This window comes from Paenibacillus sp. SEL1 (assembly GCF_054602535.1).
On the sequence record NZ_CM137723.1, the window covers coordinates 2,515,358 to 2,540,942 of the forward strand.

Below are 25,585 nucleotides of genomic sequence, written 5' to 3' on the forward strand. Positions count from 1 at the left end.
AGAACCGCGCCAGCAAAAAACGCATGAAGCGCGGTACATCGGCTCTTTGTCACGCATGTTGCGGCTAGGACGACGTCTTTCTGTAGGGAGACAGGACGCTGTCGTTAACCGCGTTGCGGGTATCTCGGTAATGATCCTCAATAAATCCCGATAACTCCTGAGCATTCCCTTGACTTAAAGCGTTTGCAAAGGTTCGATGTTTGTGAATCGTGACTTGTGATTCTTCGATGTTAGACGCAAATCGTTGTTCTGTCGCAGCTAACATGACCGTCAGGATTAGCTGTCTCATACCATTCCAGGTATGAAGAATACGGGTATGGCCTGCTTCCAGAACCAGAGCCTCATGAAAATTAAAATCCTGAAGAGAAAATTCAACGACATCCCTGTACTTGAGAGCGACTTCCATTTTGTCAATCATCTGATTCAAAACAGTCACCAATGTGGCATTATCACTATGTACATACCTTTGTACAACAAAATGCTCAATCAGCATTCGCACATCGAATAGCTCCTCCATATCACTGGGTGTCATGCCAACGACAACCGCCCCCATGCGCTCCAAACGGATCAGTCCTTCGCTCGAGAGCGCCTTCAAGGCTTCACGCACCGGAGAACGACTGGTACCAAAATCGGCAGCAATCTGATTCTCAGATAGAACAGTGCCTGGCGCCTGAATACCCCGTATAATCTGAAGCCGAAGTTCACAAGCAATCCTTTCCCCAAGCGATGCGCCCTGTAACCAGGTTGTTGGATATTTCATAGGATACTCCTATCTTGGAAATAATTTTGCATACTGGTATACAAGTTATGGAATATTATATACCCCGTTTAAGATCCTTGTAAACGGTGTCAGTTGACATCGGTTCCATTTCGCTGCTTTTAGCGTTACAATAGAAGCAGAAAAAAGAAACAGTGAAAAGTGGAACGAACACGGAAAAGAAGGAGACCGTTTAATGATTATCATTAAAACCAAAGAACAAATTGAAAATATGAAAAAAGCTGGAGACATTTTGGCTGCTTGCCACCGGGAAATTGCCAAAATGATCAAGCCAGGCATTACGACACTGGAAATTGACGCCTTTGCGGAATCCTTTATGAAGAAGCATGGCGCAACACCGGAGCAAAAGGGCTATAACGGCTATCAGTTTGCAACTTGTGGCTCACCTAACGATGTGATTTGCCACGGCTTTCCGAATAAGATACCGTTGAAGGACGGGGACATCGTGACGATCGACATGGTTGTGAACCTGAATGGCTGGCTGGCAGATTCCGCTTGGTCGTATGCGGTGGGTAATGTGTCTGAGCAGGCGCAAAAGCTGCTGGATGTTACCAAGGAATCGCTGTATAAAGGGATTGAGCAAGCCGTTATCGGTAACCGGATCGGAGATATTTCCCATGCGATACAAACCTACGCGGAAGCGGAAGGCTTCTCGGTCGTACGCGAATTCATTGGGCATGGCATCGGGGAAGAAATGCATGAGCAACCGCAAGTTCCTCATTATGGACCTCCGCATCGTGGACCACGCTTAAAAGAGGGTATGGTCATTACAATTGAGCCGATGCTCAACACAGGCACATACCGCAGTAAAATTGATGCGGACGGCTGGACCGCACGCACGTTGGACGGCGGCTTGTCTGCGCAATACGAGCACACGCTGGCCATTACAGCAGATGGTCCGATCATTTTGACACAGCAATAAAAGCAGGCACCCCTCGGGAGCATACAGACTAACGGGTTGAATGACAGTCAGTCTGGGCATATTCATCTGGCCCCCGAACGCCAGAGTGAGCGTGAAGAGCTGATCGAGCAGGCAGATCGGATGCTGTACACTGCGAAGACAGAGGGACGCAATCGAGTAGCTCCTTTTTCCCGGAATGCATAATGTAGACCTGATAGACTAAAAGACCAAAAAGACACGGCTCCTGTTGGGAGAACGTGTCTTTTTGGTCTATACAGCAATATGCGAGCATGCATGTTAAAAACCCGTTTGTCAGATGCGAACTTCCGTCTCGTTCGGAACGAACTGACGATATTGGAAATACATACGAAGCCGCCAGTGTAACAAGGTTCCGAAGGCTAGGATGAAAAATAGCCCTGCTGTCTGCGGAATGGTAATGTAATGCTGAATAAATTCATGCAGCAGCAATCGGACGATCAGCAGGCTGATCAGGATAAAAAAGAAGGTACGTGAGCGTTGGACGAAAACCAGCCCTTCTTGCGATTCAAATTTGGTGCTGCGGATCAACGGGTAAGAAAAAATAAACCAGCCGACCAGAAAAGCGCCCAGCGCCCAAAGCCAGGGAACCCGTACTTCCGGCACCACAAACATCATAAAACCGGTGCTCATGCCGAGCGGAGGAATGATGATTTTTTTGGCATTAATCGGGCGATGACCTGTCTTCATACGGATGAAAATAGCCGAAATAGCGATTACGATCATACCGAAGGTTGCGCCATATTGCAGCAATGGGGTGCTAATATGAAACATGGACTGGCCCCCTCTATAAGGAATATAAGCGTTATTGGACAGACTGCAAACCTTTTACATTATACCACATATGCAATGGATATATTTAGTTACAGTCTTTCCTCTGGCAAGCGGATTATACGCCTCTTGGTGGTAACGGATCCTATAATTAGGTCTCTTTCATACTTATGCGAGTTCCTTTACTTGTACCTCTCCTTGAGCTGATTTTTTCTCCTGACGCATGATATAACCCATGGCTGCAATAATAAGGATAAAGGCAATCAGTGCGAGAAAAGGAATGGTAATAAAATCGAACCAGTTCAGGTAATCCTGTTCACAGGATACTCTGCCGCAGGAAGTTGAAGTTTGCGCAGCTGCTTTGGCGGCTGCATGGATGCGCTGAATGATAAAATGATAGGCTGAAATCGCGCCTCCAATGATAGCCAACGGCATGACATAACGGCGTATCCCGGAATCTCCTCGAAAATAGGCAATCCCGAGCAGAAGGGTCAGGGGATACATCAGAATGCGCTGAAACCAGCACAGCTTACAAGGCTCATACCCCAAAATCTCGCTGAGATACAGACTGCCCAAAGTTGCCACACAAGCTACAACCCAGGCGGCAAACAAAGCAATATCCGTTTTTTTAAAAGATCCAATCATAGTAACGCTCCTTTTTTAATTCAAATGAGAACAAAATGAACTCACCCGTGTCTTGTCCCATCGGCAGGCATCTGCCGATATGTATGTCTTAATCCGTATTGTACTGTATTTTGAGTGCAGGGTCATACTTAAACATATTGACATCATTCACTATCATTTTTATAATTGCAGTAGTTTGGGAAGTTAATGAGGATTCAAATTAGATATATATTAAGAAATTAGGAGTGTGCCTAGAATGTCGAGCAGTCCAAAAAATGAAACTCTATCTACTATTAGTGAAAGACACGCGGTAAAGAGCTATGTTAAGGATTTTAAATTGCCAGAGGAAGATCTGGAGGCCATTTTGACTGCGGCGGTAGAAGCTCCTTCCGCTTGGAACCTCCAACATTGGAAATTCCTTGTCATCGAAAGCGAAGCGGACAAACAAAAATTGCTACCTATCGCCTACAATCAGGGTCAAGTAGCGGAAAGTTCCGTTACGATTGCCGTATTGGGTGATTTGGAAGCAAACCGCAACACCGTCATTTATGATCAAGCGGTAGAAGCAGGCGCACTGCCAGCGGAAATCCGTGACGCATTGGTAGGTCAAATCAACGGCGCATATCAAAACCCGCAAGTAGCTCGCGATGCAGCCATCCTGAACTCGGCTCTTGCAGCACAAAATATTATGCTGGCTGCTAAATCTTTGGGCTACGACACTTGCGCAATGGGCGGTTTCATTCCAGCACAATTGATCGAGCAATTCAATATTCCAGCACGTTACCTGCCAACTATGCTTATTAGCGTAGGTAAGGCACAAGTGCCAGCGCGTCCATCAGGACGTTTTCCATTGTCTGAAGTTGTTGTAAAAGGCAGCTTCTAAGAAGATTTGTGAATATAAAAGGGTGTTCCTGCAACCGTTCGTGGTTGGGAACACCCTTTTTTACGTTGTGTTAGGCTATTAAAGTTCCTGTTGTCAGCCCTTTGCTTAATCCGATCGTTTGGACACGAGATAAACCAGCTCCAGCGTCAGGATCGGTAGAAAGACAGAAGCCGGATAGGCCAGATAGCGCGGCTCCCATTGGGGCTTGAACTTATCCTTAAAGCGTCGAAGCCCCTGAAAACCGTAAAAATGTCCCCCGTATTGGAAAACAAGTCGAGCCAGCTTTTCCTCGCGTAATGCCTTTTCGCTTTGTCCTACCTGGGACAGCGGTGCCATTCCCAGATTAAATGTCGTATATCCACTCTCCTTGGCCCACTCAATAACCCGTGTGAATAAATAATCCATCGTGCCATTTGGCGTGTCAGGCAAGTGGCGCATCAGGTCAATGGAGACCGTCCGTCCATGATCATAGGCAGGGGCCATCGTAGCGAAAGCGATGACCTTCCCTTCAGAGTCCTTTAGCAACGCAATCGGAGCCAACTGAAGATAAGATTCTTTGAACCAGCCGAGTGAATATCCCTTCTCCTTGCGCCCGTCCAGCCAAATATTTGAAACATGCCGCATCTCTTCAATCAGTGACGCCTCGAGAGGCGGTTGGATGATTTCGAACGAGTAGCCCTCGCGGTCAAAGCGGTTTTTGGCGCTGCGTAGCGCCTGATTGCTTTTGCCCGTCAGTGTGAAGGACTCCAGCGGCACCAGTGCTTCCTCGCCCAGTTTGAAAAAGCGATAGCCGTTCTCGTGATAGATGGACAAATACTCTGGCGAGGCCTGATAAAATACTGCCGTTAACGCATACCGATCTGCGAACCGCTGGAATTCCTGAATGGCTTCACTTACACGTTCTTTTGGACCGAGGGGGTCACCTAATACAATCAGTTTGTCCCGGCTGCGAGCATAGGGAATGACGACCTGTTCATTTTTGGTCCAATACAGATATTTATCGCCCAAAAAAAGCATATGAGATACGAGATTACCACCCTGCCGTTCCAAAAATTCTTTTAGCTTATCCAGCTCTTGCTCGTCGGGTAGATTGGCGATGCTACGCTGAGGTCGAAGAAAGAAATACACCGTTAGGAATACCCATGCCAAAATCAGACTAAACACGGCGGTAACTCCGTAATCGCTGCGGTTCATAAAAAAGTCTAGATGGACCTTGGCATGCAAATGGCGCATAAAAGGAGTGTTGGAGCCTGCCCCAATGATAAAATAAGCCCCGGTTACGAGTAGAGATAATCCACCCCATATTAAAATGTTGTGCCGATTCAGCGGAGCACTGACCCGATAAAACCGCGAACGCGAGATCCATAGCATTAACGCCACAAACAGCAGGAATAAGGCTTCTTCAAAATCTAGACCTTTAGTGAAGGTGAAAATAGCTCCTGTCAGCAGCAGTATCAATGTCAGCCGCAATGCTCTGCGAATACGCAGAGAGATTCCGTGGGACAGGACGACAAGCATAATCCCGATGATGACCGAGATTTCATGCGACAAGCGCATCACGGGCAGGCTGAGCAAATGCTCAGCAAAACGTAGCCGATATAACAGACCGGGCGTAGCTGCCGACAAAAGAAGCACCACGCCGGAGATGAGTACCAGCTTACCAAGCGCCCATACCCCTAGATCGGCCAAAAACCGGAATTGACCAGGCCAGCCCCATACCTTCTGCCAGGCATTAAGGGAATAATCCCAACCCGTCTCAGCTAGCTGATTCAGGCGCTCGTTACGTGGAATCATTTCCAGCGCGGCTAATACCAAGCCGATGAGCCACGGGATGATGTAATAAAAGACGCGAAAGACCAGCAGCACAGCCAGTGCCCGATCTGAGTTGGCTCCCGCCATTTGCAGCCCGAGCAGGGCAATGATGTCGAATGCCCCGACCCCTCCGGGTGCAAGACTGATCAATCCGGCAATCGCGGCTATCACATAAATGCCGAACACAGCATGGATCGGAAGTTCATGGAGCAAGTGCGAGCCGATCCATGCAAAGGTAAGGCCAGCCAGCAGCCATTCCAGCAGGGAAGCACTAATGGAAGCGGAGATAGTGGACCAGGAAAGCTGTCCTTCTCCCTTGTTGAACCATGTGGAGTACCGTTTGGAGCGCTGCATGATCAGAAATAGCGGCAGGTACAATGCCATTCCCCACAGCGCCCAATGAAGCCAAGGATGAGCATCCAGCACAGGCTGTACCGGATACAAATGGACAATGGCCCCCCAAGCCAGTAAAGATAGTCCGGTAATGACGACCGGCGAAAGAAACACGACGGCAGAGGTGATGACACCTAACGGCACACCGCTTTTTTTATACAGTACGGTGCGAAGTCCCGCTCCTGTAAAGCCTGCAAAACCAAAGACATTATTGAAGGTATTGGAGATCCACGCGTAGCGAAATGTCGTCCCAGGCTTGACCTGAAGCTTGAAATGATGCCTGATTACGTAATCGTACGCGCTCATAGCCGCCACGGCAGCCAGTGAGAACAAGCCAATTTCGATGAGAAACGTGGCATCCATTCGCCGCAGCTCATGAAACATACGCGCCAGATTAAAGTCATTTAGTTCTCGTCCGGCCTCCCATATAATAAAAGCCAGTACAGCCAACGGTAGCAGAATACGTGTCAATCGCTGCCTGTAGATGGTCATCAAGAACTGTACGATTTTAAAGGATTGGGTCGGTTTGTGATTTGACTTCATAGATTCACCTGCTTGAAAAGAATGAGATATACACGAAATAAAGTACTTAGAATTCATGCCCAATGAACATTACTATACATTATACCTACAATAATCGCTTGAATAACAACAGAAGGGTTACGAAATGGGATTTCCGATTGATTGCTGTAAATAATTCCAATATAATGATGGAAAACCTAGTGAATTGCTTGGCAATGGAGCTGAACTGGACATGAGTATATGGGACCGCAATCTTTTCATACGTCGCCTGGAGCTGATATGGCCTCCAGATGCTGACGAGAGCCAATATCCGTTTAACTTAAAAGCCCTGCACCAGTGGAACGAACTGAAATTCCATCCTTCCGTCACCTATATTATTGGAGAAAATGGCGTAGGTAAATCGACGCTTATGGAGGCAATCGCGGTCGCGTGGGGATTTAATCCAGAGGGCGGTACTAAAAATTTCAATTTTTCTACACAAGCCACGCATTCCTCACTGTATGAGCATATCCGGCTGGTGAGAGGGGTGGAAAAGCCAAGGGATGGCTTCTTTTTCCGGGCGGAGAGCTACTATAATGTGGCGACTCACATCGACGAGCTGGATCGAGAAGGAGGAGGGCGACCGATTCGAGATTCCTATGGGGGTAAATCGCTGCATGAGCAGTCGCATGGCGAGTCTTTTTTTGCTGCCTTTGTGCATCGGTTTGGAGGACAAGGATTGTATATTTTGGATGAACCGGAGGCTGCGTTATCACCTTTGCGCCAGATGGCCATGCTTGCACGGATTCACGAGCTGGTGCAGCAGGGCTCGCAGTTTATCATTTCTACTCATTCCCCTATTTTGATGGCTTATCCAGATTCCATCTTGTATCATCTGACACATGAAGGGATCGACACCCCGACGCTGGAGGAAACCGATCATTTTATCATTACGAAACAATTTCTGAATAACAAGGAAAAGATGATCCAGGAGCTATTCGAAGATCCACAACAGGGATCGTAGGACCGCCAGACCGTTCCAGAAATTCACCCTGGTCGTTCGTTGTGAGAGGGACAACATCGTCTATTCAGGTTGTTCCTTTTTGCTGTTCTGCCAAAGGAAAGATTCAGGGTTATCGGAAGTATTTTATGATTGTTATTTGTCTCACACTCTATTAATATAATGAAGAGTTTTGCTGGAATGGTTGCAAAATAAGATTTTCGTACACGAAATAAAGAACCTGAGGAGGACAAAACGCTACATGTCAGATTCACAACAGTTGAAAATGGGACCGCTGGTCATTTTGATGATTAATATGTTTATTGCCATGCTGGGAATTGGCCTCATTATTCCGATCCTTCCCAAGTTTATGAGCTCCTTGGGAGGCAGTGGTGAAACGGGTGGTTATTTGGTTGCCGTGTTTGGCTTAACCCAATTCCTGTTTTCGCCGCTAGCGGGAGAATGGTCCGATAAATACGGACGTAAAAAAATGATTATTATCGGTTTGGTAATCATGACGGCGTCTTCTGTATTGTTTGCGATGGGGGAATCGTTGACCATGCTGTATATCTCCCGTTTGCTGGGAGGTGCAGGGGCAGCTTTTATGATTCCTCCGATGATGGCCTATATTGCTGACATTACAACGGTCCACAATCGCGGTAGAGGGATGGGGTTGTTGGGCGCCGCCATGTCTCTTGGCTTTGTGATCGGTCCTGGTGTGGGCGGCTTGCTGGCAGATATCTCGATTCGTACGCCCTTATATGTTTCGGCTGCTGTATCGGGCGTAGCTGCACTGATTTCCTTGATTATGCTGCCCGAAACCTTGTCGCTGGAGAAACAGTTGAAGTTTCGGAATGTCAAGGTCAAACGGGACAATGTGATTAAACAGTTTGCCCTTTCATTTCGCAAGCCTTACTTTATGCTGCTGATTATGATATTCACGCTCACCTTTGGATTGACGCATTTTGAAACGATGTTTCCTTTCTTCGTGACGGGAAAGTTTCATTACAATGAGCGTGATATTGCTATCATTATTACGGTAGGAGCACTGGTCGGAACCGTGATTCAAGCTGTGGTCATTAGCCCGATGTTGAATCGTTTTGGCGAAAAAGGTGTCATTATCGGTTCCTTTCTGTTTTCAGCGATTTCCCTTGTGCTTATGCTGCTCTCCGGTAACTTTTATTATGTACTAGGGGTATCGCTCATCTTCTTTACCGCTACGTCGTTGCTGCGGCCAGCCATTAATACTGCTTTATCCAAAATGGCGGGGGATGAGCAGGGAGTTGCAGCCGGCATGAACAATGCTTATATGAGTATTGGTAATATTCTAGGACCTGCGCTTGCAGGTACATTGTTCGAGGTGCATATCAATTTGCCATACATTTTTGGGGCAGTCATTCTCATTCTTAGTTTGGGGCTGGCTGTAAAATGGAATAGCAGAGATACGCAAACCACAGCGGTTTAATATTGTATTTTTCGTAAACTTAGTCTCTTTTGGAGTGAACTGTGACGTTCTTGTGAACCACAGTTGGCGCCGAAGGAGGCTATTTTTTTGCATATATCGCGAAACGTTAATGAAACGACAGAATCTTGGGTAATAATGCATGATGAGTTTACAACAAGACAAATAGTAGAGCTAAAAGCCAGATCATATGTAAAAAACAGCTAGAAGGAGATGAGAGCCGATGGAAGAGCGAAATGAGCAGTTATTTTATACAGGAACTTATGCGTCTCGTCAGGAAAGAGGAATATATGTATGTGCTTTGCATGTGAACAATGGTGATCTGCGCATGGTTGGAGGTGTGGAAGGGATGGAGAGGCCTTCTTTTCTCGCGCTACACCCGGATGGGACGAAGCTGTATGCTGCCAGTGAAACAGAAGAAGGCAAGCTGTATGCATATCAGGTGAATGCCCAGACGGGGGAATTACATCCTTTGGATCGAAAAGGGACGGAGGGAGCGCATACTTGCTATGTTTCCGTAACATCCGATGGACGATATGTGCTGGCTTCCAACTATTCAGGCGGCAATGCCGTTGTGTTCCCTGCGACGGAAGCTGGAGGATTAGGAGACATGTCGGGGCAAGTTCAGCATACCGGCTCAGGTATTCGCCAGGACCGCCAGGATGCGGCACATCCGCATTCGATTATTCCAGATCCTTCAGGACAGTATGCCCTGGTATGTGATCTGGGACTGGATCAGATTGTGGTATACCGTTTGACAGAGGATGGAAAACTGGTAACCCATCGTGAGACAGATTTGCCACCTGGTTCTGGACCGCGTCATCTGGTTTTTCATCCTTCGCGTCCATATGCTTTTGTCGCCAATGAGTTGAACAATACAGTCGCTGTGTTTAGTTATAACGAACGTAATGGTGAGCTTACATTGATGCAAAGCCTGTCCACACTGCCAGAAGGCATTATAGATGTAGAAAATACAGCAGCCGATATTCGGATTACGCCCTGTGGACGCTTTTTGTATGTGTCAAACCGCGGTCATGACAGCATCGTGCTATACCATGTCGATCTGGACAGCGGCAAGTTGAAGACGGTGGAATGGGTGGAAACCTTGGGCAGCACACCGCGTAACTTCAACATCTTGTCCGGTTATCTGGTAGTAGCGAATCAGGATGGAAACAACATCGTATCCTTTGCCATCCATAGTGAGGATGGACGGTTGACCCGAACGGGATATGTGCTGGAGGTTCCTTCACCTGTATGTATTGAACCTGTACGCTAATCGCATAGCATGTGGCAAAAGAGTACGATATAAGTGGATGAAAAAATAAAACACGGCGCTTTGTTTCCCATGAAAGGTATGGGCAAAACGCCGTGTTCAGGTCTTGAAGTAAACTAAAAGTTATTTGCTAGTATCGCCAGCTTCAACCGTTACTGTTTTGGTATGATTTTCTGCATGTTTGTAGTACAAACGGAACAGGATGTCCTGATTGTAGTTACCAAATCCGGTACCGAACAGAGTAACCCCTCCAACATGCTGGGCATCATCCAATATGGCAATACGGAATTTCCATTGCTTCTGATCAATCAGCACTTGGCTTAAAGTCACGTCAGATATTTGCTTGCCATCCATAAAGGTACCTTCAGAGGTAACGCGAAGTCTTTTAAGGAGACCATATTGATTGATAAAATCAGGCCACCATGCAGGTGTGTATTTACCACGGTTATCCCCGAAATCCCCTGGACTGGTCCATGTACCCAAATTCACATCATTTAGGAAAAAAGTGATATCTGAAGGCCAATTATCATTGGTAAAAGGGGCCTCGGATGATAGTTCCATCGAAATTTCCAGTTCCTCGGCTTTTTGGCTGGACAGTAGGAAATTCGGCACCTTATAATCCATATATCCTTGGCTAAACCACAGAATTTTGGAATTGAAGCGCTCAGGGTCCAAGAACGAACGAGGCTCATCGAATTCACCAATGATTTTTTCGACTGTAGCCAGTCCGCAGGTCGCCTGTATTTCAAAATCTGTAAAGTGTCCGACAGAAATCTCCGTCTGATGGAATTGTCGTACATCTTGCTGGTAGCGTGGCATGGCGATTTCAATTTTGTCTGTAGCCAGTGAGCACACTTTCTGTACCCCGCCTCGTCCAGGCAGCATTTTGGTCGAAATAATGGACGCTCTCTCCAGTTTCTTGACATGCATCGTCATAATCGCACTGCTGAGCCCCAACGCTTCCGCCAGCTCACGTATATTCATAGGCTTCTCCGCAAGCAGAACAATCATGTTTAGCCGAACCTCACTGGCCAGCGCTTCATAAACGGGAAGTGATTTTTCAGAAATGTCCAGTTGCATAGTTCCTCCAATTCTAACGCACATCATAAATTGATGGTAGTTTAACATATATGGATTTTTTTCAATATTCATACATAAAAAACGATATGATTTACATTTATATAAACAATATACCCTTTCCTTGATCACTGGCACAAGCCTAACCCCTCAAAAAGCCAAAAATTGTTCAAAAAACAGGACACCCCATAATCTCTTTCTTTGTTGTTGGGATGTCCTGTGATGGTATGTGATTTGCAGGGTGGATACGGGAATAGAATCCTGTGCCATTGGTGTTTAGGACCGGATATGTTCTTCTGCCAAAGAAGAGTCAGCCGTTTTATCTTTATCTGCTGCGTGTAAATCCTGATGTTGAGAAGCATCTGCCTTGATCAAGCCGGGATGACCAACATAAGGACGATCACTGCGCGAGCGGCCTCGGGTAAGTCGGAAGCCAATCAAGAACAGCACAAGCTGAACAGCCAGTATGTAGGGAGATGCTTCCGGTCCGATCCATTGAAACAGAGCGACAGCGGCGATCACTAAGCACAACAGGCTTGTTGGAAAATGGGATGCCGTCACGTCCAGATCATTTTGCCTGCGCAGGGTCATCAGCCGGTAAACATACAGTAGGGCGATCAAGCCGGAAACGAACCTCATCCATGCACACCCTATGAGCCATGAGGTAGATTGTGCAGTATCGGGCAGACTAACATCGACATGGCTGGAGGCTATCAGTTCCATAACCAGCCTTGTGACCAACCAGACGATTCCTGCCAGCGCCAACGGACCAGCTGCTGGGCGCAATAGCTTCCACAATGCTGTTCCCCAGCCCGGAGCATGAGATTCCAGCAGAACAAGACGCCGTTCCTCGATGAGTTTGTTCATTTCACGCTCCAGTGATTTGAGAAGCAATTCTCTGCGGAATGTATCACACTCCCGAAGGGATGCTTGAACCTGCTCTTGAAGGTGAGGGGTCAAATAGGGAGCAGCTTTGGCTTCCTGAAGAGCGTGGATGAGTCCGTTCTGGTACTGCTTTTCGCTGTTATTGAACCCGTTCTGGGTAGCGGTTTGGAGACAACCAGCTAATCGTCCATAGATACGCAGCGATTCCTGTAATTCTTCCAGCCGCTGCTGACGTGAATTTCGAAGCTGGGCTGCACTGTGAACATACAGCCATACCAGCAAAGACAACGCCAGCAGGAAGGCAATCAGACCGGGTGAGATATATGCGGCTAACGCCGCGAAGTCCGTCGGGGACACCCGCAATCCCTCCTTCCATTGTTCTTTCTACACTATTGCACAGACCATACAGGCATTTCAAGGGCTTGTATCCCTTTGACCAGGATATATGAAGTATTTTTTGGTAAAATAGACAAGATTACAAGCAGGAGGAGATTCGCCATGGATAAAAATGTAGAAATTGCAACAGAACATTATGAGACATCGAATCAACCGTACGGGCAGCTTTGTGACGCTGATCGCGGATAAGCCGGTCGACCGCTTGTATGCGCAATTCGGCGTCTAATTGGTCAGTCCGAGGTCGGAAGGGATGTACTGGCGACAGCCGGGGGGAGTGTAAGCTGACATGCTGTACGGGTTTAGGCTGGACATAAAACGGATAAATAACAGTAAGTAAATTATAGACAGGAAGAGGGCACATTTATATGAAAGTTATTATTTTCGGAGCAACAGGAACCATTGGTCAAGCGTTAGTAAAGGAAGCAATCAAGCGTAAGTATGAAGTGACGGCGGCGGTGCGCGACCCGCAACGTGTGACGGAGCAAAGTGAATATTTGACGGTGGTTCAAGCGGATATTCTAAATCCGAATTCCGTTACGGATGTGGCCAAAGGGCACGATGCTATCATTAGCGCATACGGTCCCAAGTTTGGAGAAGAGGAAGAACTGCTCGAAGCGACTCGTTCTTTGCTGGAAGGAACTCGGCGTTCCGGCGCGGAGCGCATACTTGTCGTTGGCGGAGCGGGAAGTCTGAAAACAGAAAACGGTGAGCGCCTTATGGATACCGCCGAGTTTCCGGAGGAAGTGAAGCCACTGGCGGCTGCCCATGCAGATGCACTGGAGCTGTACCGCGCTGCGGATGTAGACTGGACCTATTGTAGTCCTGCCGGAATAATTGAATTGGGAAAACGTACAGGACAGTTCCGTATTGGTTTGGATCATTTGGTGGTTGACGAATTAGGCCATAGCCGTATCTCGGTCGAAGATTATGCGGTAGCCCTGATTGATGAGTTAGTAGAAGGGGAATTTGTCAATTCCCGTTTTACGGTTGGATATTAATAAGCAGGGATAGCCATACGGGAGGCGAAAAGCATGTATATGGTGACCGCCGAAGAAATGCGAGAATTGGATCGCTATACAATTGACAAGCTGGGTATTCCGGCCCTTACCTTGATGGAAAATGCCGGGCGCGCGGTAGCTGACGAGGTGTTGAAGCTATGTGCCGAAAGAAGTGGAAAGAGCAATGGCGGCGGCTTCTCAGTAGGCACTGCTGATCTAACACGTGGAAATGATCGTGTTGAAGTGTTGGGGGCGCAGTGGACAGAAGGGGTTACACACACAGGGCCGGGGGATATACCGGGACATGGCGGTGTTATACGGACAGAGACGTGGAGTCAAGGACGACATGACTTACGGGAACGAGAACACTGGTATATCCTCGTAGGCAAAGGCAACAACGGTGGTGACGGACTGGTGGCAGCCCGCCATCTGACCGATGCAGGGCTACGCGTCACCGTTGTGTACGTCGAGCCGCCAGACACGCTACGCGGTGAAGCGGCTGCGCAACGCGATATCATCGCGGCTCTGGGTATCCCGGTGATCCTCTATGGCCGGGATACCCTCGACCTGCGCGGCGCCTCCGGCGTCGTCGATGCCCTGCTGGGCACGGGCACGCAAGGCCCGCCGCGCGAACCCTACGCCTCGCTGATCCGCGAGGCCAATGCCAGCGGCGCGCCGCTCGTGTCGGTAGACGTGCCTAGCGGCCTCGACGCCGACACGGGTGCGCTGCACGAGCCGTGCATTCGTGCGCGCGTCACCGTATGCCTCGCTTACTTGAAGCGTGGGCTCGTCCAATATCCGGGCGCCGGGACCGCAGGCGATGTGGTGGTACGCTACATCGGTATTCCACCTGGCCTTGCCCGTGAGTGCGGCGTGCAGCTGCGGCTCTTGACCCGTGACACGCTGCGCGCTGCGCTGGACGTAGATGTAAGCCGCAGCCGCGTGCCGGACGGGCACAAGGGCACCTACGGCCATGTTCTCGTCGCGGCCGGAAGCCTGCGCATGAGCGGCGCGGGCCTGCTGGCGGCACGTGCCGCCCTGCGCATCGGCAGCGGCCTTGTCACGTGGGCGGTGCCCGAGGCGTTGTTGCCGCGCATCATTGGCGCCGCGCCGGAACTGATGCTCGCTGCCGCAGCAGCAGGTGGAGACGGCGAATGGAATGCCGACTCCGCAGACGAGCTGCTACAGCTCGCGCAGGCACGTGATGTACTGGCCGTCGGCCCCGGCCTCGGCCGCTTTGCAGGGGACACCGGCTGGCTGCGCCGCCTGTGGGAGGAATACGGCGGTCCGCTCGTGCTTGATGCGGACGCTTTGAACATCCTCGCCTCGGCGGGGCCTGAGCTGGAGGCTTGGAAGCCGAGAAGTGCGGCGGTCGTACTAACGCCGCACCCCGGTGAAATGGCTCGTCTGCTGGGCATACCGACAGCAGAGGTGCAGCGTGACCGCATCACCCTTGCCCGGGAGTACGCCCGAACACGTGGGGTCACGCTGGTGCTCAAAGGAGCACGTACGGTCATCGCTTGTCCCGACGGAATGGCCTACGTCAATACCACAGGCCATGCTGGGATGGCGACAGGCGGTGCGGGCGATGTGCTAACAGGCATCATCGCAGGTTTGCTGGCTCAGGGCTTGAATGCTTCGCAGGCAGCAGCATTTGGCGTGTATCTGCATGGTGCGACTGGAGAAACAGCCGCACGTCATCGCCAGCATCCTGCCTCTGTGATCGCTGGCGACATTATTGAAGCCCTATAGGCCATAGCAGCAGTGGCAGGAGGAAGGCCAGCATGATCTGTAATCCATATTCACGGTTCAGCCAGTGCCTTCCTCCATAATACAGCAGTGTAATCCCTGCACCTGCTATGCCGTTGCTCCATGAAATGCCCGTTCCGGCAGGCGACATCAAAGAACCTAGTAGGAGAAAGACACTGAATCCTGCAGCGAGGTATAGGGTGAGCTGCTCGGGCTTGCGAAGCCAGGGTAAAAGATCGCGTAGCGCATCAGCGGCAAGAGCGGCAGGAAGGGCAAAACCATAGGCCCACAGCTGCGCGGTCAGTTCACCACTATTGCCTGCTATAGTCAGAGGAATCCCTGTTATTTCCTCTGTCAGATAGCAGTAGATCCATAAGAGACCAAAAACTAATCCTCCACAGGCCAGTTTATTCAGCGCATAACAACCAAGCTCCATCCGCCAAGGCATTTTGGAATTAAATTCATTCCAAGGCTGTCTCATGTTGCGACTCCTCCTCTTATCACACTCGGTATTCATAACCAATCAAGGAATTTATTTTCAATTACAATCCGCTTACCGTTTACGACATTTCAGTTTACGTTAGCTGTGTATCATGTTCCTAAGCAAAATAAAGATTGCGGATAGCCGCGGTACGGAAAGGCGGGGATTGCATGATACAGGCGGTTATTTTTAATCTTGAAAGTACATTGTTAGACCCCGGAGGACGAGGCTTAACCCAGGGAATGCGTGACATTTTCAGATGGAAAGGTATACCGGTAACTGAAGAACAGGTATCTCATGGGCGAGGAATGCCGATCCGGGATCATATTGCAAATGTGCTGGGACTTTCAGAGGTTCGGAAAAAATGGCTGGAGTGCTTTGGTGCGCATCCTGGCAGAGTGGATATTGAGCATATTTATCTTGAGCTTGTCCCTGTTCTCCGCTCCTTGATCCAAGGGGCTGAGCCTGCTATCGGTATAGACAGGGCGCTGCAGGAGTTGCAGGATCGTCGCATTCAGTCAGGTGCCACTGCATCCTGTCCGATGGAGATGCTCAGTCACGTATTTACGCCTGCACAATCCCCCTATACGCTGGATTGTATGGTTGCCCCTTGTGAAGTTTCGCAGGGGAGACCTTATCCGTGGATGATCTATGAAATTGCACATCGCTTGCAGGTATTTCCGCTGAGCGATATTGTGAAAGTAGGGGATACAGCAGCCGATATGCAAGAAGGACGGAACGCCGGTGTATGGACGATTGGTGTCTTGAACCATAACGAAAGCGTGACGACCGCAGCTCAAACGACCAGCCATGAAGTGGACGACAGAGTGGCTGAGGAACGACGCAGACAGAGTGTATATGGTTTGAAAAGAGCAGGAGCCCACATCGTGATGAACTCGGTCGCTGACTTGCCGCGTATTTTGCGTGAAATCGAAATGCTCCAGCATACGGGAGGTTATCCTTCTTATACGAAACAGGTGAAAACAGCGGCGCTACCTCCATCATAAGAACGTGTATGATTCTGGGTTGCTTGAATACACACTTCTAGGTTATATGTATGCACCTACTCGGATAAAGGTGAACCCTGCTCGGCTTTCAAAACATAATAATGGAGCATTCGCTACGTTAGCGAATGCTCCATTTTAGTTTACTTCTTTTCGTTTAGTTGAATCGAATCCAACATAATATTCACTATTCAGCGTTTTTTACCTGGAACTGGTCGGCATGACGCTGCAGATTGTTTGATAGTGTCGTGAGATTGCGGGCTACTTCGGATAGTTCTTTTACCGCTAGGGCCTGCTTCTCGGCGCTTGCTGATACATCTTCTGTCATTCCGGCAGTCTGCTGTGCCGCGCTGGCTGTGTGATTTAAATGTTGATCTACGCTGTGACGTACCTCTTGCATTTCTGCCGTCAATTGAGCTAGATGTGCGGCTAACTCCTGAACTTCCTGTGAAACCTGGGTGACTTTGTCAACAGACTGTAGACATACCGAAATTTGGGTTTCTTGTTCATTGACGGTCTTTATGTTTTCATCAAATTGATCACCCATTTGCTCAATTTGCTCAACAAAGCTTCTTAAGATTTCATCGATTTCCCGAATCGATATGGCAGATTGCTGAGCAAGTTGTCCCATTTCATGAGCAACTACAGAAAAACCCTTGCCAGCTTCGCCTGCACGTGAGGCTTCAATAGATGCATTAAAGGACAAAATCTGCGTCTGCTTTACGATGCCCTGTACCTGCTGACCGATGTTAGCCGCCTCGCGCGATTTTTCGGTTAATGCGTGTGACATATGCTGCATCTGCTTGATACGCAGGGCACTTTCTCGTCCTTTCTCTAATAACAGTTCATGCTCACTGGCTACCTGATTACGAACCTCATTGAGATGATAGGCCGTATTCGTAAATTGTTGCACATGGCTTCCGACTTCATCCAGCGTTTGTCCTAATCGGTCAGATTGTTGAACCGATTCCACTGCTTGATCCGCTTGGTTAATAGAGACATCGGCAATTTGCTGGAGTGTGCGGGACAGTTCCTCAGTTTGGTGGAGTGTCCCCTCCGTTGTCACGACGATATTTTCTGATGCATGCTGGAGTGTGCTAGAACTGCTTTGAATATCTACAATTATATTGGACATGGCTTCCACCATTTTGTTTGTCAATTTGCTAATTTCGCCTAACTGATCATATGTTACTTGCGACGATGTAACCGTAAGGTTGCCGTCGGCTACTTGCTCCAGTGTATTTTTAATAAATCTCACCTGACGCAGTATACGCCGGGTTACCAGCATCATAGCCGCAATGGAAATGATCAGAATGATGGAGATAACAGGAATAACTAATCGGTAGGCCTCGGGCAAGGTATGTTCGTATACTTCAGTCACAGAGGACAGGGATCTATCGATTCCCAAATAACCAATGATGGTTCCATCTGTATCCTTAATGGGAGTAAAGGAGGAAAACATCGTCCCCCACTCAGGGTCCGTTGTAATATCTGTAGTCACTGTTTCCCCTTGTTTCAATTTCTCTTCCGTTTCTTTAAGGGTAAAACTTACAGGAGTTCCGAATGGACTGTAGTCTTTGTCGTCCCATGCGGCTCCATCCACCGTAATTTTCCACTCATTGCCCACACGGTTGTACATATAGATGTACAGGATTCCAGTTTGCAGCCTGAGCGTATTTAACTCGTTCCGAAGCTGTTTATACTCGCTGCTTTGCTCAGATGAATCAGTATTTAAGCTCTTGACTGCAGATTTGTCCAATAACTGGGCCGTGTTCTTTGCCAGCGTTTCATTGTTTAGCTGCATGGTTGATAGAGAAGCATTCTGGATGGATTGATTGGTCGTCCACAGAACAATGACGCCAATCACTATTAAAGGAATGAGCAAGATGAAGTAGAGTTTGGATTGTAATCCCATTCTTTTTTTAACGCTGCTTTTCATAATATGCTCCTTACTATGTTTTTTTCACCTTCATATATATCGTGTACAAATAGGAAAATATGAATAGTTATTCAGATGTTTCATTGATTTTTTTTGCGTATTTGCGTAAATTCTCATGAAAAAAGCCTTAGCCCGGTAAGTACCGAGCTAAGGCTGTATCTTATGACTTACAAATCGTCAAATCCGTTGTCATCTCCGACCTTGCCATAATTGCGTGATTTTGCTTCAAAGAAGTCCGTTTTTGTCGCATTCAGCGCTTCATCTGAGAATGGTTTGATCCAAGGCATACAGTTTACATCTACGCCTTCGTACGCTTTGTCCATACCAAGCAGTCTCAGGCGCATATTTGCCATGTATTTGATGTAATCGCTCAGCTCGTTCAAGTCGATGCCGCGAACCTCTTTGAGCGTATAATGCGCCCAATTCGTTTCGAGCTCCACAGCTCGGTCAATCATACGATAGACATAGTCCGTATTTTCCTTGGTATTCAGCTCAGGGAAATCGGACAATAGCTGCTTGAACACTTCGGCGAAGAAGTAGCAATGCTGATTTTCATCACGCTGAATATACGAGATCATTTGGCTGGTTGCCATCATTTTCTGATCACGGGCCAAATTGTAGAAGAAAGCAAATGTGCTGTAAAAGAAAATGCCCTCCAAAATCAAATCGGCTACCATCGCCTGGAAAAAGGTTTGTGGGTTCTGCTCATCGCGGAACTCCTGATAAATATCCGAGATGAATGTGTTACGCTCCAGCAGGACAGGATCGTTTTTCCAGTATTCAAAAATTTCCTTCTGTTCCTGATCTGACACCAAAGAAGACAGAACGTAGGAGTAGGACTGGTTATGCACCACTTCCTGCTGCCCGATAATCGCTGAAATAGCTTCCAGTGACGAGTCGGTAAAATAGCGTTTTACATCCCCGACAAACATTGTTTGCATCGAATCCAGCACAGCCAGCAGGCCGATGTTAATTTTGAAGGTGCGCTGTTCTTCGGCATCCAGCACAGGGAACTGGGACGCGTCCTTGGACATCGGAATTTCATCTGGAATCCAGTGGTTCAGCAGTAGCACTTTATACAATTTGTACATATGCGGCATCCGAATATCGTTCCAATTCAAAATACCGGAGCTTTCGCCTTCAATAATACGGGTAGAGCGATTTGGCGCTTCCGTGTTAAAAATCTTCTGTAACTGCATGAGAGCTTCTCTCCTTTAGTTTAGGATGCGCAGCTATCACATTCTTCAATCGTCAGTGCGCGGCTGCGTACATAATAGGTCGATTTCATACCTGATTTCCAGGCATGGATGTGCAGCTCTAAAAATTCAGTTGCTTTAATATCAGGCCGTACATACAGGTTAAAGCTTTGGCCCTGGTCAATATGACGCTGACGTGCAGAAGCCATGTTGATCGAAGCGTGTTGATCCAGCAAGAAAGCCGTCTTGTAGTACCAGATGGTTTTTTCGTTCAAATCCGGTGCAGGGTTAGCAATCTTGTAAGTTGTTTTCTCTTCATAGGAAAGCAGCTCGTACAATGGATCAATGCTGGCGGTAGAGCCTGCAATAATAGACGTGGACCCGTTAGGCGCGATGGCGAACAGCCATGCGTTGCGGACACCATTTTGTTTGACTTCTTCTGCAAGCTCGCTCCACTCGGACGTAGTGACAAATTTGCCTTCACGTGTACCATCCGTATAGCCACGGGAAGTGAAATAGTGCCCGGTAGACCAGTCAGAACCCTCGAATTTGGCATAACGGCCTTTTTCTTTCGCTAGCTCCATGCTGGATTTGACTGCCAGGTAGTTAATTTTTTCATACAAATGATCGTTATAGGTTACCGCTTCATCGGATTCCCAACGGATACCTTCCAGTGCGAGTAGATGATGCAGTCCAAATGTACCCAGACCGACAGCGCGATATTGGCTGTTCGTATATTGTGCTTGCAGTACTTCAATATTGTTGATATCAATAACATTATCCAGCATACGTACCTGAATCGGTACGAGGCGATCCAGCACACCTGCCGGAACCGCACGAGCCAGATGGATGGAATTCAGGTTGCACACCACAAAGTCGCCAGGAATTTTGGAAATAACGATGCGTGTTTGTCCGTCCTTGGTGACCAATTCTTCTTTTTCTACTACAGTTGCAGATTGGTTTTGCATAATTTCCGTACATAGGTTGGAGGAATATACCATACCATGGGCGCGGTTCGGGTTCGCCCGGTTTACCGTATCACGGTAGAACATGTACGGTGTGCCTGTTTCCAGTTGTGATTTCATCAGGCGCTTCATGATGTCGATGGCAGGCACTGTAATACGAGAGAGAATGGGATGCTGTGACGCCTCCTCATACTTTTCGCGGAAGGTACCCGAACCGAAGGTTTCATCATAGAAATCTTCCAGGCCCATTGGACGACCGTTATCATCTTTCCAGCCCATCACTTTCTTCACTTCATGCGGACAGAACAGATTCCATTCACCCCGTGCTTCGACCCGCTCCATGAACAGATCAGGCAGACATACGCCATGGAACACGTCATGTGCACGCATCCGCTCGTCACCGTTGTTCAGCTTCAGGTCAAGGAACGCGAGGATGTCCTTATGGAATACGTCCAGATATACGGCAATTGCACCTTTGCGAGTACCCAATTGGTCTACGCTAACAGCTGTATTGTTCAACTGGCGAATCCACGGAATGACGCCGGAACTTGTATTTTTATGTCCACGGATATCGGAGCCACGCGCCCGTACTTTACCGAGGTATACGCCGATGCCGCCGCCCATTTTGCTAAGACGGGCTACATCCGTATTGGAGTCGAAAATGCCTTCCAACGAGTCGTCTACGGTGTCGATAAAGCAGCTGGAGAGCTGTCCGGCCACCTTTTTTCCGGCATTGGACATGGTTGGTGTAGCTGCTGTCATGTACATGTTGCTCATCGCCCAGTATGCTTCCTTGACCAAATCCATCCGCTTGTCGGCAGGCTCTTGGTGCATCAGGTACATCGCGATGATCATGTAGCGTTCCTGCGGCAGTTCCATTACGCGTCCGTCAAAATCATTGGCCAAATAGCGCTCAGACAGCGTTAACAGCCCGATATAATCGAACAGCAGATCATTTTTCGGCAATATGGAATCGCCCAACTCATCAATCTGCTCCTTGGTATAGTAGTCGAGCAGTTCTTGACGGTAAATTCCTTTTTGGACCAAATCAGTGATCAGTGGATAAAAAGCACCGTAAGGCTCGTCCGCATAGGATTTATAACGGCGGTGAGTGGCCGCTTTTTTATACAAGGAAGTGAGCAAAGCACGCGCAGCGGCAAATTTCCAGTCCGGTTCTTCCTTACTAACCAATTCAAGGGCAGCCATCGCAAACGCGTTGCTAATGTCATCCCCCGTGACTTCGTCCCGGCGCAGTTTGCTAGTTACACCACGAATGAGACGATCTTTATCCAGCTTGTCCAGCCCGCTGAGTACACGGTCGGCATATACGGAAATGCGTATTTCATCAAAAGCCAACTGGCGATTGTTTGGTTTGGTTACGAGTTGTGGCATAGGATTAATTCCTCGCTTTCCTGATTTGGAATCATACTTGGGAATAGGCATGAAAATGATCATGATGAGAAGATAATGGCGAAAAAAGCGATGGTCAGACAGCATTTGGGGGCTGTATGTAATCCAATAACATAGAAATAGCGATGCACCTGCCAATGAAGGGGGAAAAGATGGTTCCCGTACGATTTATCGGCTACATCACTATATTTAGACGTGTTATGAATATTTAACCCAACATATTGTGTGTATAAACTTAAAATTTCAAATAAGTGCAAGGAGTATTATAGCAACATTCGAAGCCATACGTAAAGGAAAAGGAATGGAAAATCAAAATATGCAGAGAAGTCGCGGGCTGTATTTGAATTGAGGCAGTTTGAACGGTACAATGAATGATAGAGTGTTTCCTACAGAAACAAGCAGCATACATATGAACTATTTTTGTGAAATCAGGTTGCTCGCTCTATCGGACTGAAATTTTAGATTTTTAAAGAAGCGACGATTTTAAATTAAAGGAGGAACTTGGCGATGGCTATTGCAGAAGTGACAGTGATCCCGATTGGGACGGGGAGTACAAGCCTGAGCGACTACGTTGCCCAGATGCAAAAAGTGTTGAAGACGCAAAAAGGAATTACCTATGAGCTTACCTCCATGAGTACGATTATTGAAGGTTCGTTGGACGATGTGTTCACCGCCATTGCTGCGCTGCACGAAGCGCCATTCCTGTCTGGAGCCAAGCGTGTTTCCACCTCGGTCAAAATTGATGATCGCCGTGACAAGCCTTCCTCCAGTCACCAAAAGCTCCGTTCCGTCGCAGAGAAACTATCTGGCACCGCGACAGGAAATGTTACCGAATTAAATCCAAATTCTAGCTGAAAAAGTTGATGTAAGTGATTGATTTTTATGTAACTAAGAGTATAATAGTTTTTGTTGTCAGTTACACTGACCTGCTGGTGTAGCTCAGGGGTAGAGCAACGCACTCGTAATGCGTAGGCCGGGGGTTCAATTCCCTTCACCAGCATAGCTATCAACTCAAGCACAGCGTGACTTCCAAGCTTTTTGGAGGGCGTGCTTTTTTGTGATTCTGGGCAATCTTCTAACAATCTTCTAACCTTTAGTATAGTAAAGTGGTTTTTTCAGTGTTCATGAGTTCCCTGTTATGAGCGTGTCTTAGATCATAGAAACGAATCCGCGGAAAGTCAGGGTGCTCTTTTACGATTGTGTCTAAAATACGATAGTAATGTCGTGATTCGGTGCAGTGATTGCTTATATTCTGGCTGAGGCTTATGTGGATGGTAAGTCGGCTGACAGTCCAACTACAGATAATGAGGAATAATCACAAGCGTTTGGAAATACGAAACACCCTGCTGGCTTAATGTCGGTGGGGTGTTTTTTTGTTTACAGGGGTGCCCTTATGACAAACGTGGCTTTTCCACATGATTCGCAAAAAAAGATATTGACAACTGTTAATTACTGGACAAAAATAGTAAATGATTATAAAATACTGGAATTTCTATGCGAAGGGTGGCTATGGCATGAAGCATACACCTACGATTCGAGCAGAATTAGACAGATACCTACAACAAGAAGGATTGAGTCTAACACAATTTGGTCATATTGCGGATATGAATAGGGGAGCAGTAAGTGCTATCGTGACAGGAAACAAGCCTTTGTCTGTTAACCAACTGGATCGAATTACTGAGGCTATGGGTTTACCAGAAGGTCACTTTTATGACTTGTTCATAGAAAACTACATCATCGACCATCCTCCGAATATGAGGCGAATCGAGCCATTTTTGTTTCGCTGTGCGGAGTTGGACAAGTTGGATGCGATCCGTCGAGTGGTTGGAGCCATCATGGACAATCTACTGTATTCACCCAAGCTATTTGAAATTGCAGAAGAATTGTTGGCGCAGGGAAGACATGCGGCTGCATTGCTGCTCTATAAGGGGGTAGCTGAAGCGGAGAAATATCAACATTCAGAACGATTGGCAGTCTGTCAATATCGTATATTTACGATTCAAGTTGGAGACGATCAAAGCCGTAATCTTAGTGCAGCTACGATTTTTGAAGTTTTTGTTGAGCGCCTTGATGAAATAGACCAACTTGATGCTTTAAAGGATTTAGCGAACGTATACAGGTCTTTGCGTAAATGGGACAAGGTTGACGAAATGGCGAAGAAAATGAGAGCTAAAGCCGAAATCCAATATACACTGAAACATCAACAGAACAGTCGAGAACACACTGACTCTACTGATAAGCTAAGCCGTCCATTGTTTGTATACATTTCCTATGCTGACCTGTTGTGTGCTAGCGTCTGTGAAGCCCAAGGCGATTATCAACAAGCTCTAGACTATACATACACCTACGCTAATTTAGATTGGGTAATGGAGACTGACGAAGATACCCGGCACTGGATTAGTTTGTTCAAAAGTTGGGCAGAAGGTAATACTTACGTATATAAACTTTTATCAGGAGATATAAATGTGCTGCATGATTATGTTGAATATATTGTAGCCACATCAGCGACTAACGAAAACGAGAAGATATCAAAACTACTCAATGTTATAATTGCCGCAAACCAATATAGCATAGATGTAGACGAAATACTCAAACGATTTGAATCGGAGATTAATTCGTTTTCTGAACATCCTCTATCCGATGATATGTATACACAGCAAGTGATACCGGACTATATCGCGTGGTTTGGTTACGAGTTAGCTTATTATTATTTACATCGAGGCTCCTACAATGATGGTTTTAAACATTTGATGTATTCAACGGTAAGTTATCATACACTAAATAATGAGACTTATTTCATTAATTGTATGGGGCTATTTTTACATTTTCGGGATCATGCTGTTCCTGAAACCAAAGCTGGTTTTTTAAATCTTATTGAAAAGGTGTGGATGACTAATGTTGAAAAAAACGGTACTGCTGATTATCGCGGCTAGCTTTTTGTTATTTATTATAACTGTGCCGGATCAAGCCTTAAACCACCATAGTATCCAGCCTCAGGTTACCATTGGAGGAGCTTAAACATCAGTCCCGAAAATCCCCGCAAGCCTTAAC

General features: G+C 47.4%; 21 protein-coding genes and 1 tRNA gene. 12 read left to right on the forward strand and 10 right to left on the reverse strand.

Annotated elements, in window-relative coordinates:
* Positions 1-64: 64 nt before the first annotated feature.
* Positions 65-760, reverse strand: coding sequence for a GntR family transcriptional regulator (locus ACYCSE_RS11510; protein ID WP_459702290.1), 696 nt, complete (start codon positions 758-760; stop codon positions 65-67).
* Between the two features lie 193 nt (positions 761-953).
* Between ACYCSE_RS11510 and map the strand changes: the two genes are divergently transcribed.
* Positions 954-1,700 (forward strand): type I methionyl aminopeptidase, encoded by a 747-nt coding sequence (gene map, locus ACYCSE_RS11515; RefSeq protein WP_459702291.1) that lies wholly within the window; start codon positions 954-956, stop codon positions 1,698-1,700.
* Positions 1,701-1,736: 36 nt separating this feature from the next.
* Positions 1,737-1,883: a diguanylate cyclase gene (locus tag ACYCSE_RS11520; RefSeq protein WP_172828289.1), complete on the forward strand. Its 147-nt coding sequence runs from the start codon at positions 1,737-1,739 to the stop codon at positions 1,881-1,883.
* Between the two features lie 108 nt (positions 1,884-1,991).
* Here the strand turns inward: ACYCSE_RS11520 and ACYCSE_RS11525 are convergent, their stop codons facing one another.
* Positions 1,992-2,489, reverse strand: a complete 498-nt coding sequence (locus ACYCSE_RS11525; RefSeq protein WP_069290935.1) for a CcdC family protein — start codon at positions 2,487-2,489, stop codon at positions 1,992-1,994.
* A gap of 165 nt (positions 2,490-2,654) precedes the next feature.
* Complete coding sequence (locus tag ACYCSE_RS11530) at positions 2,655-3,131, reverse strand: disulfide oxidoreductase (protein WP_459702292.1); 477 nt, start codon at positions 3,129-3,131, stop codon at positions 2,655-2,657.
* A gap of 235 nt (positions 3,132-3,366) precedes the next feature.
* Between ACYCSE_RS11530 and ACYCSE_RS11535 the strand changes: the two genes are divergently transcribed.
* On the forward strand, positions 3,367-3,993 hold the full coding sequence (locus ACYCSE_RS11535) for a nitroreductase family protein (RefSeq protein WP_069290936.1): 627 nt from the start codon (positions 3,367-3,369) through the stop codon (positions 3,991-3,993).
* 105 nt (positions 3,994-4,098) lie between these two features.
* Here the strand turns inward: ACYCSE_RS11535 and mprF are convergent, their stop codons facing one another.
* The gene (gene mprF / locus ACYCSE_RS11540) at positions 4,099-6,741 is read right to left on the reverse strand and encodes a bifunctional lysylphosphatidylglycerol flippase/synthetase MprF (protein ID WP_250259636.1); all 2,643 of its coding nucleotides are present in this window, start codon (positions 6,739-6,741) and stop codon (positions 4,099-4,101) included.
* A gap of 211 nt (positions 6,742-6,952) precedes the next feature.
* Here mprF and ACYCSE_RS11545 point away from each other — a divergent pair, with 211 nt between their 5' ends.
* The 3 genes from ACYCSE_RS11545 to ACYCSE_RS11555 all read left to right on the forward strand — a co-directional run bounded on the left by ACYCSE_RS11545 (position 6,953) and on the right by ACYCSE_RS11555 (position 10,437).
* The gene (locus tag ACYCSE_RS11545; protein ID WP_061831164.1) at positions 6,953-7,723 is read left to right on the forward strand and encodes an AAA family ATPase; all 771 of its coding nucleotides are present in this window, start codon (positions 6,953-6,955) and stop codon (positions 7,721-7,723) included.
* 238 nt (positions 7,724-7,961) lie between these two features.
* Positions 7,962-9,164, forward strand: coding sequence for an MFS transporter (locus ACYCSE_RS11550; RefSeq protein ID WP_069290939.1), 1,203 nt, complete (start codon positions 7,962-7,964; stop codon positions 9,162-9,164).
* 220 nt (positions 9,165-9,384) lie between these two features.
* Entirely contained in the window at positions 9,385-10,437 is a 1,053-nt protein-coding gene (locus tag ACYCSE_RS11555; protein WP_459702293.1) for a lactonase family protein, read from the forward strand.
* 120 nt (positions 10,438-10,557) lie between these two features.
* Here the strand turns inward: ACYCSE_RS11555 and ACYCSE_RS11560 are convergent, their stop codons facing one another.
* Together ACYCSE_RS11560 and ACYCSE_RS11565 are read right to left on the reverse strand one after the other, a co-directional pair.
* Positions 10,558-11,514, reverse strand: coding sequence for an ArsR/SmtB family transcription factor (locus ACYCSE_RS11560; protein WP_061831167.1), 957 nt, complete (start codon positions 11,512-11,514; stop codon positions 10,558-10,560).
* A 273-nt stretch (positions 11,515-11,787) separates the two neighbouring features.
* A complete protein-coding gene (locus tag ACYCSE_RS11565; protein WP_061831168.1) occupies positions 11,788-12,753 on the reverse strand; it encodes a hypothetical protein in 966 nt (321 codons plus the stop codon).
* Between the two features lie 404 nt (positions 12,754-13,157).
* Between ACYCSE_RS11565 and ACYCSE_RS11570 the strand changes: the two genes are divergently transcribed.
* Both ACYCSE_RS11570 and ACYCSE_RS11575 read left to right on the forward strand, forming a co-directional pair.
* Positions 13,158-13,790 carry an NAD(P)-dependent oxidoreductase gene (locus ACYCSE_RS11570; protein ID WP_061831169.1) on the forward strand — a complete coding sequence of 211 codons (633 nt, stop codon included), beginning with the start codon at positions 13,158-13,160 and terminating at the stop codon, positions 13,788-13,790.
* 33 nt (positions 13,791-13,823) lie between these two features.
* Positions 13,824-15,542, forward strand: a complete 1,719-nt coding sequence (locus tag ACYCSE_RS11575) for an NAD(P)H-hydrate dehydratase (protein WP_459702294.1) — start codon at positions 13,824-13,826, stop codon at positions 15,540-15,542.
* Here the strand turns inward: ACYCSE_RS11575 and ACYCSE_RS11580 are convergent.
* Positions 15,526-16,020: a hypothetical protein gene (locus tag ACYCSE_RS11580; RefSeq protein ID WP_061830043.1), complete on the reverse strand. Its 495-nt coding sequence runs from the start codon at positions 16,018-16,020 to the stop codon at positions 15,526-15,528. The two genes, ACYCSE_RS11575 and ACYCSE_RS11580, sit on opposite strands and share 17 nt — an antisense overlap.
* A gap of 170 nt (positions 16,021-16,190) precedes the next feature.
* Between ACYCSE_RS11580 and ACYCSE_RS11585 the strand changes: the two genes are divergently transcribed.
* A complete protein-coding gene (locus ACYCSE_RS11585) occupies positions 16,191-17,027 on the forward strand; it encodes an HAD hydrolase-like protein (protein WP_061830042.1) in 837 nt (278 codons plus the stop codon).
* A gap of 184 nt (positions 17,028-17,211) precedes the next feature.
* Here the strand turns inward: ACYCSE_RS11585 and ACYCSE_RS11590 are convergent, their stop codons facing one another.
* From ACYCSE_RS11590 to ACYCSE_RS11600, 3 genes are all read right to left on the reverse strand, one after another.
* Positions 17,212-18,963: a methyl-accepting chemotaxis protein gene (locus ACYCSE_RS11590; RefSeq protein WP_459702295.1), complete on the reverse strand. Its 1,752-nt coding sequence runs from the start codon at positions 18,961-18,963 to the stop codon at positions 17,212-17,214.
* Positions 18,964-19,130: 167 nt separating this feature from the next.
* Positions 19,131-20,162 (reverse strand): ribonucleotide-diphosphate reductase subunit beta, encoded by a 1,032-nt coding sequence (locus tag ACYCSE_RS11595; RefSeq protein ID WP_029517885.1) that lies wholly within the window; start codon positions 20,160-20,162, stop codon positions 19,131-19,133.
* A gap of 20 nt (positions 20,163-20,182) precedes the next feature.
* Positions 20,183-22,516: a ribonucleoside-diphosphate reductase subunit alpha gene (locus ACYCSE_RS11600; RefSeq protein WP_459702296.1), complete on the reverse strand. Its 2,334-nt coding sequence runs from the start codon at positions 22,514-22,516 to the stop codon at positions 20,183-20,185.
* A 525-nt stretch (positions 22,517-23,041) separates the two neighbouring features.
* On the opposite strand from ACYCSE_RS11600, the gene ACYCSE_RS11605 reads away from it, so the two are divergent.
* The 3 genes from ACYCSE_RS11605 to ACYCSE_RS11615 all read left to right on the forward strand — a co-directional run bounded on the left by ACYCSE_RS11605 (position 23,042) and on the right by ACYCSE_RS11615 (position 25,467).
* Positions 23,042-23,389 carry an MTH1187 family thiamine-binding protein gene (locus ACYCSE_RS11605; protein WP_459702297.1) on the forward strand — a complete coding sequence of 116 codons (348 nt, stop codon included), beginning with the start codon at positions 23,042-23,044 and terminating at the stop codon, positions 23,387-23,389.
* A 73-nt stretch (positions 23,390-23,462) separates the two neighbouring features.
* A tRNA-Thr gene (locus ACYCSE_RS11610) sits at positions 23,463-23,534 on the forward strand.
* A 514-nt stretch (positions 23,535-24,048) separates the two neighbouring features.
* Positions 24,049-25,467 carry a transcriptional regulator gene (locus ACYCSE_RS11615; RefSeq protein ID WP_459702298.1) on the forward strand — a complete coding sequence of 473 codons (1,419 nt, stop codon included), beginning with the start codon at positions 24,049-24,051 and terminating at the stop codon, positions 25,465-25,467.
* The last annotated feature ends 118 nt before the right edge of the window (positions 25,468-25,585 follow it).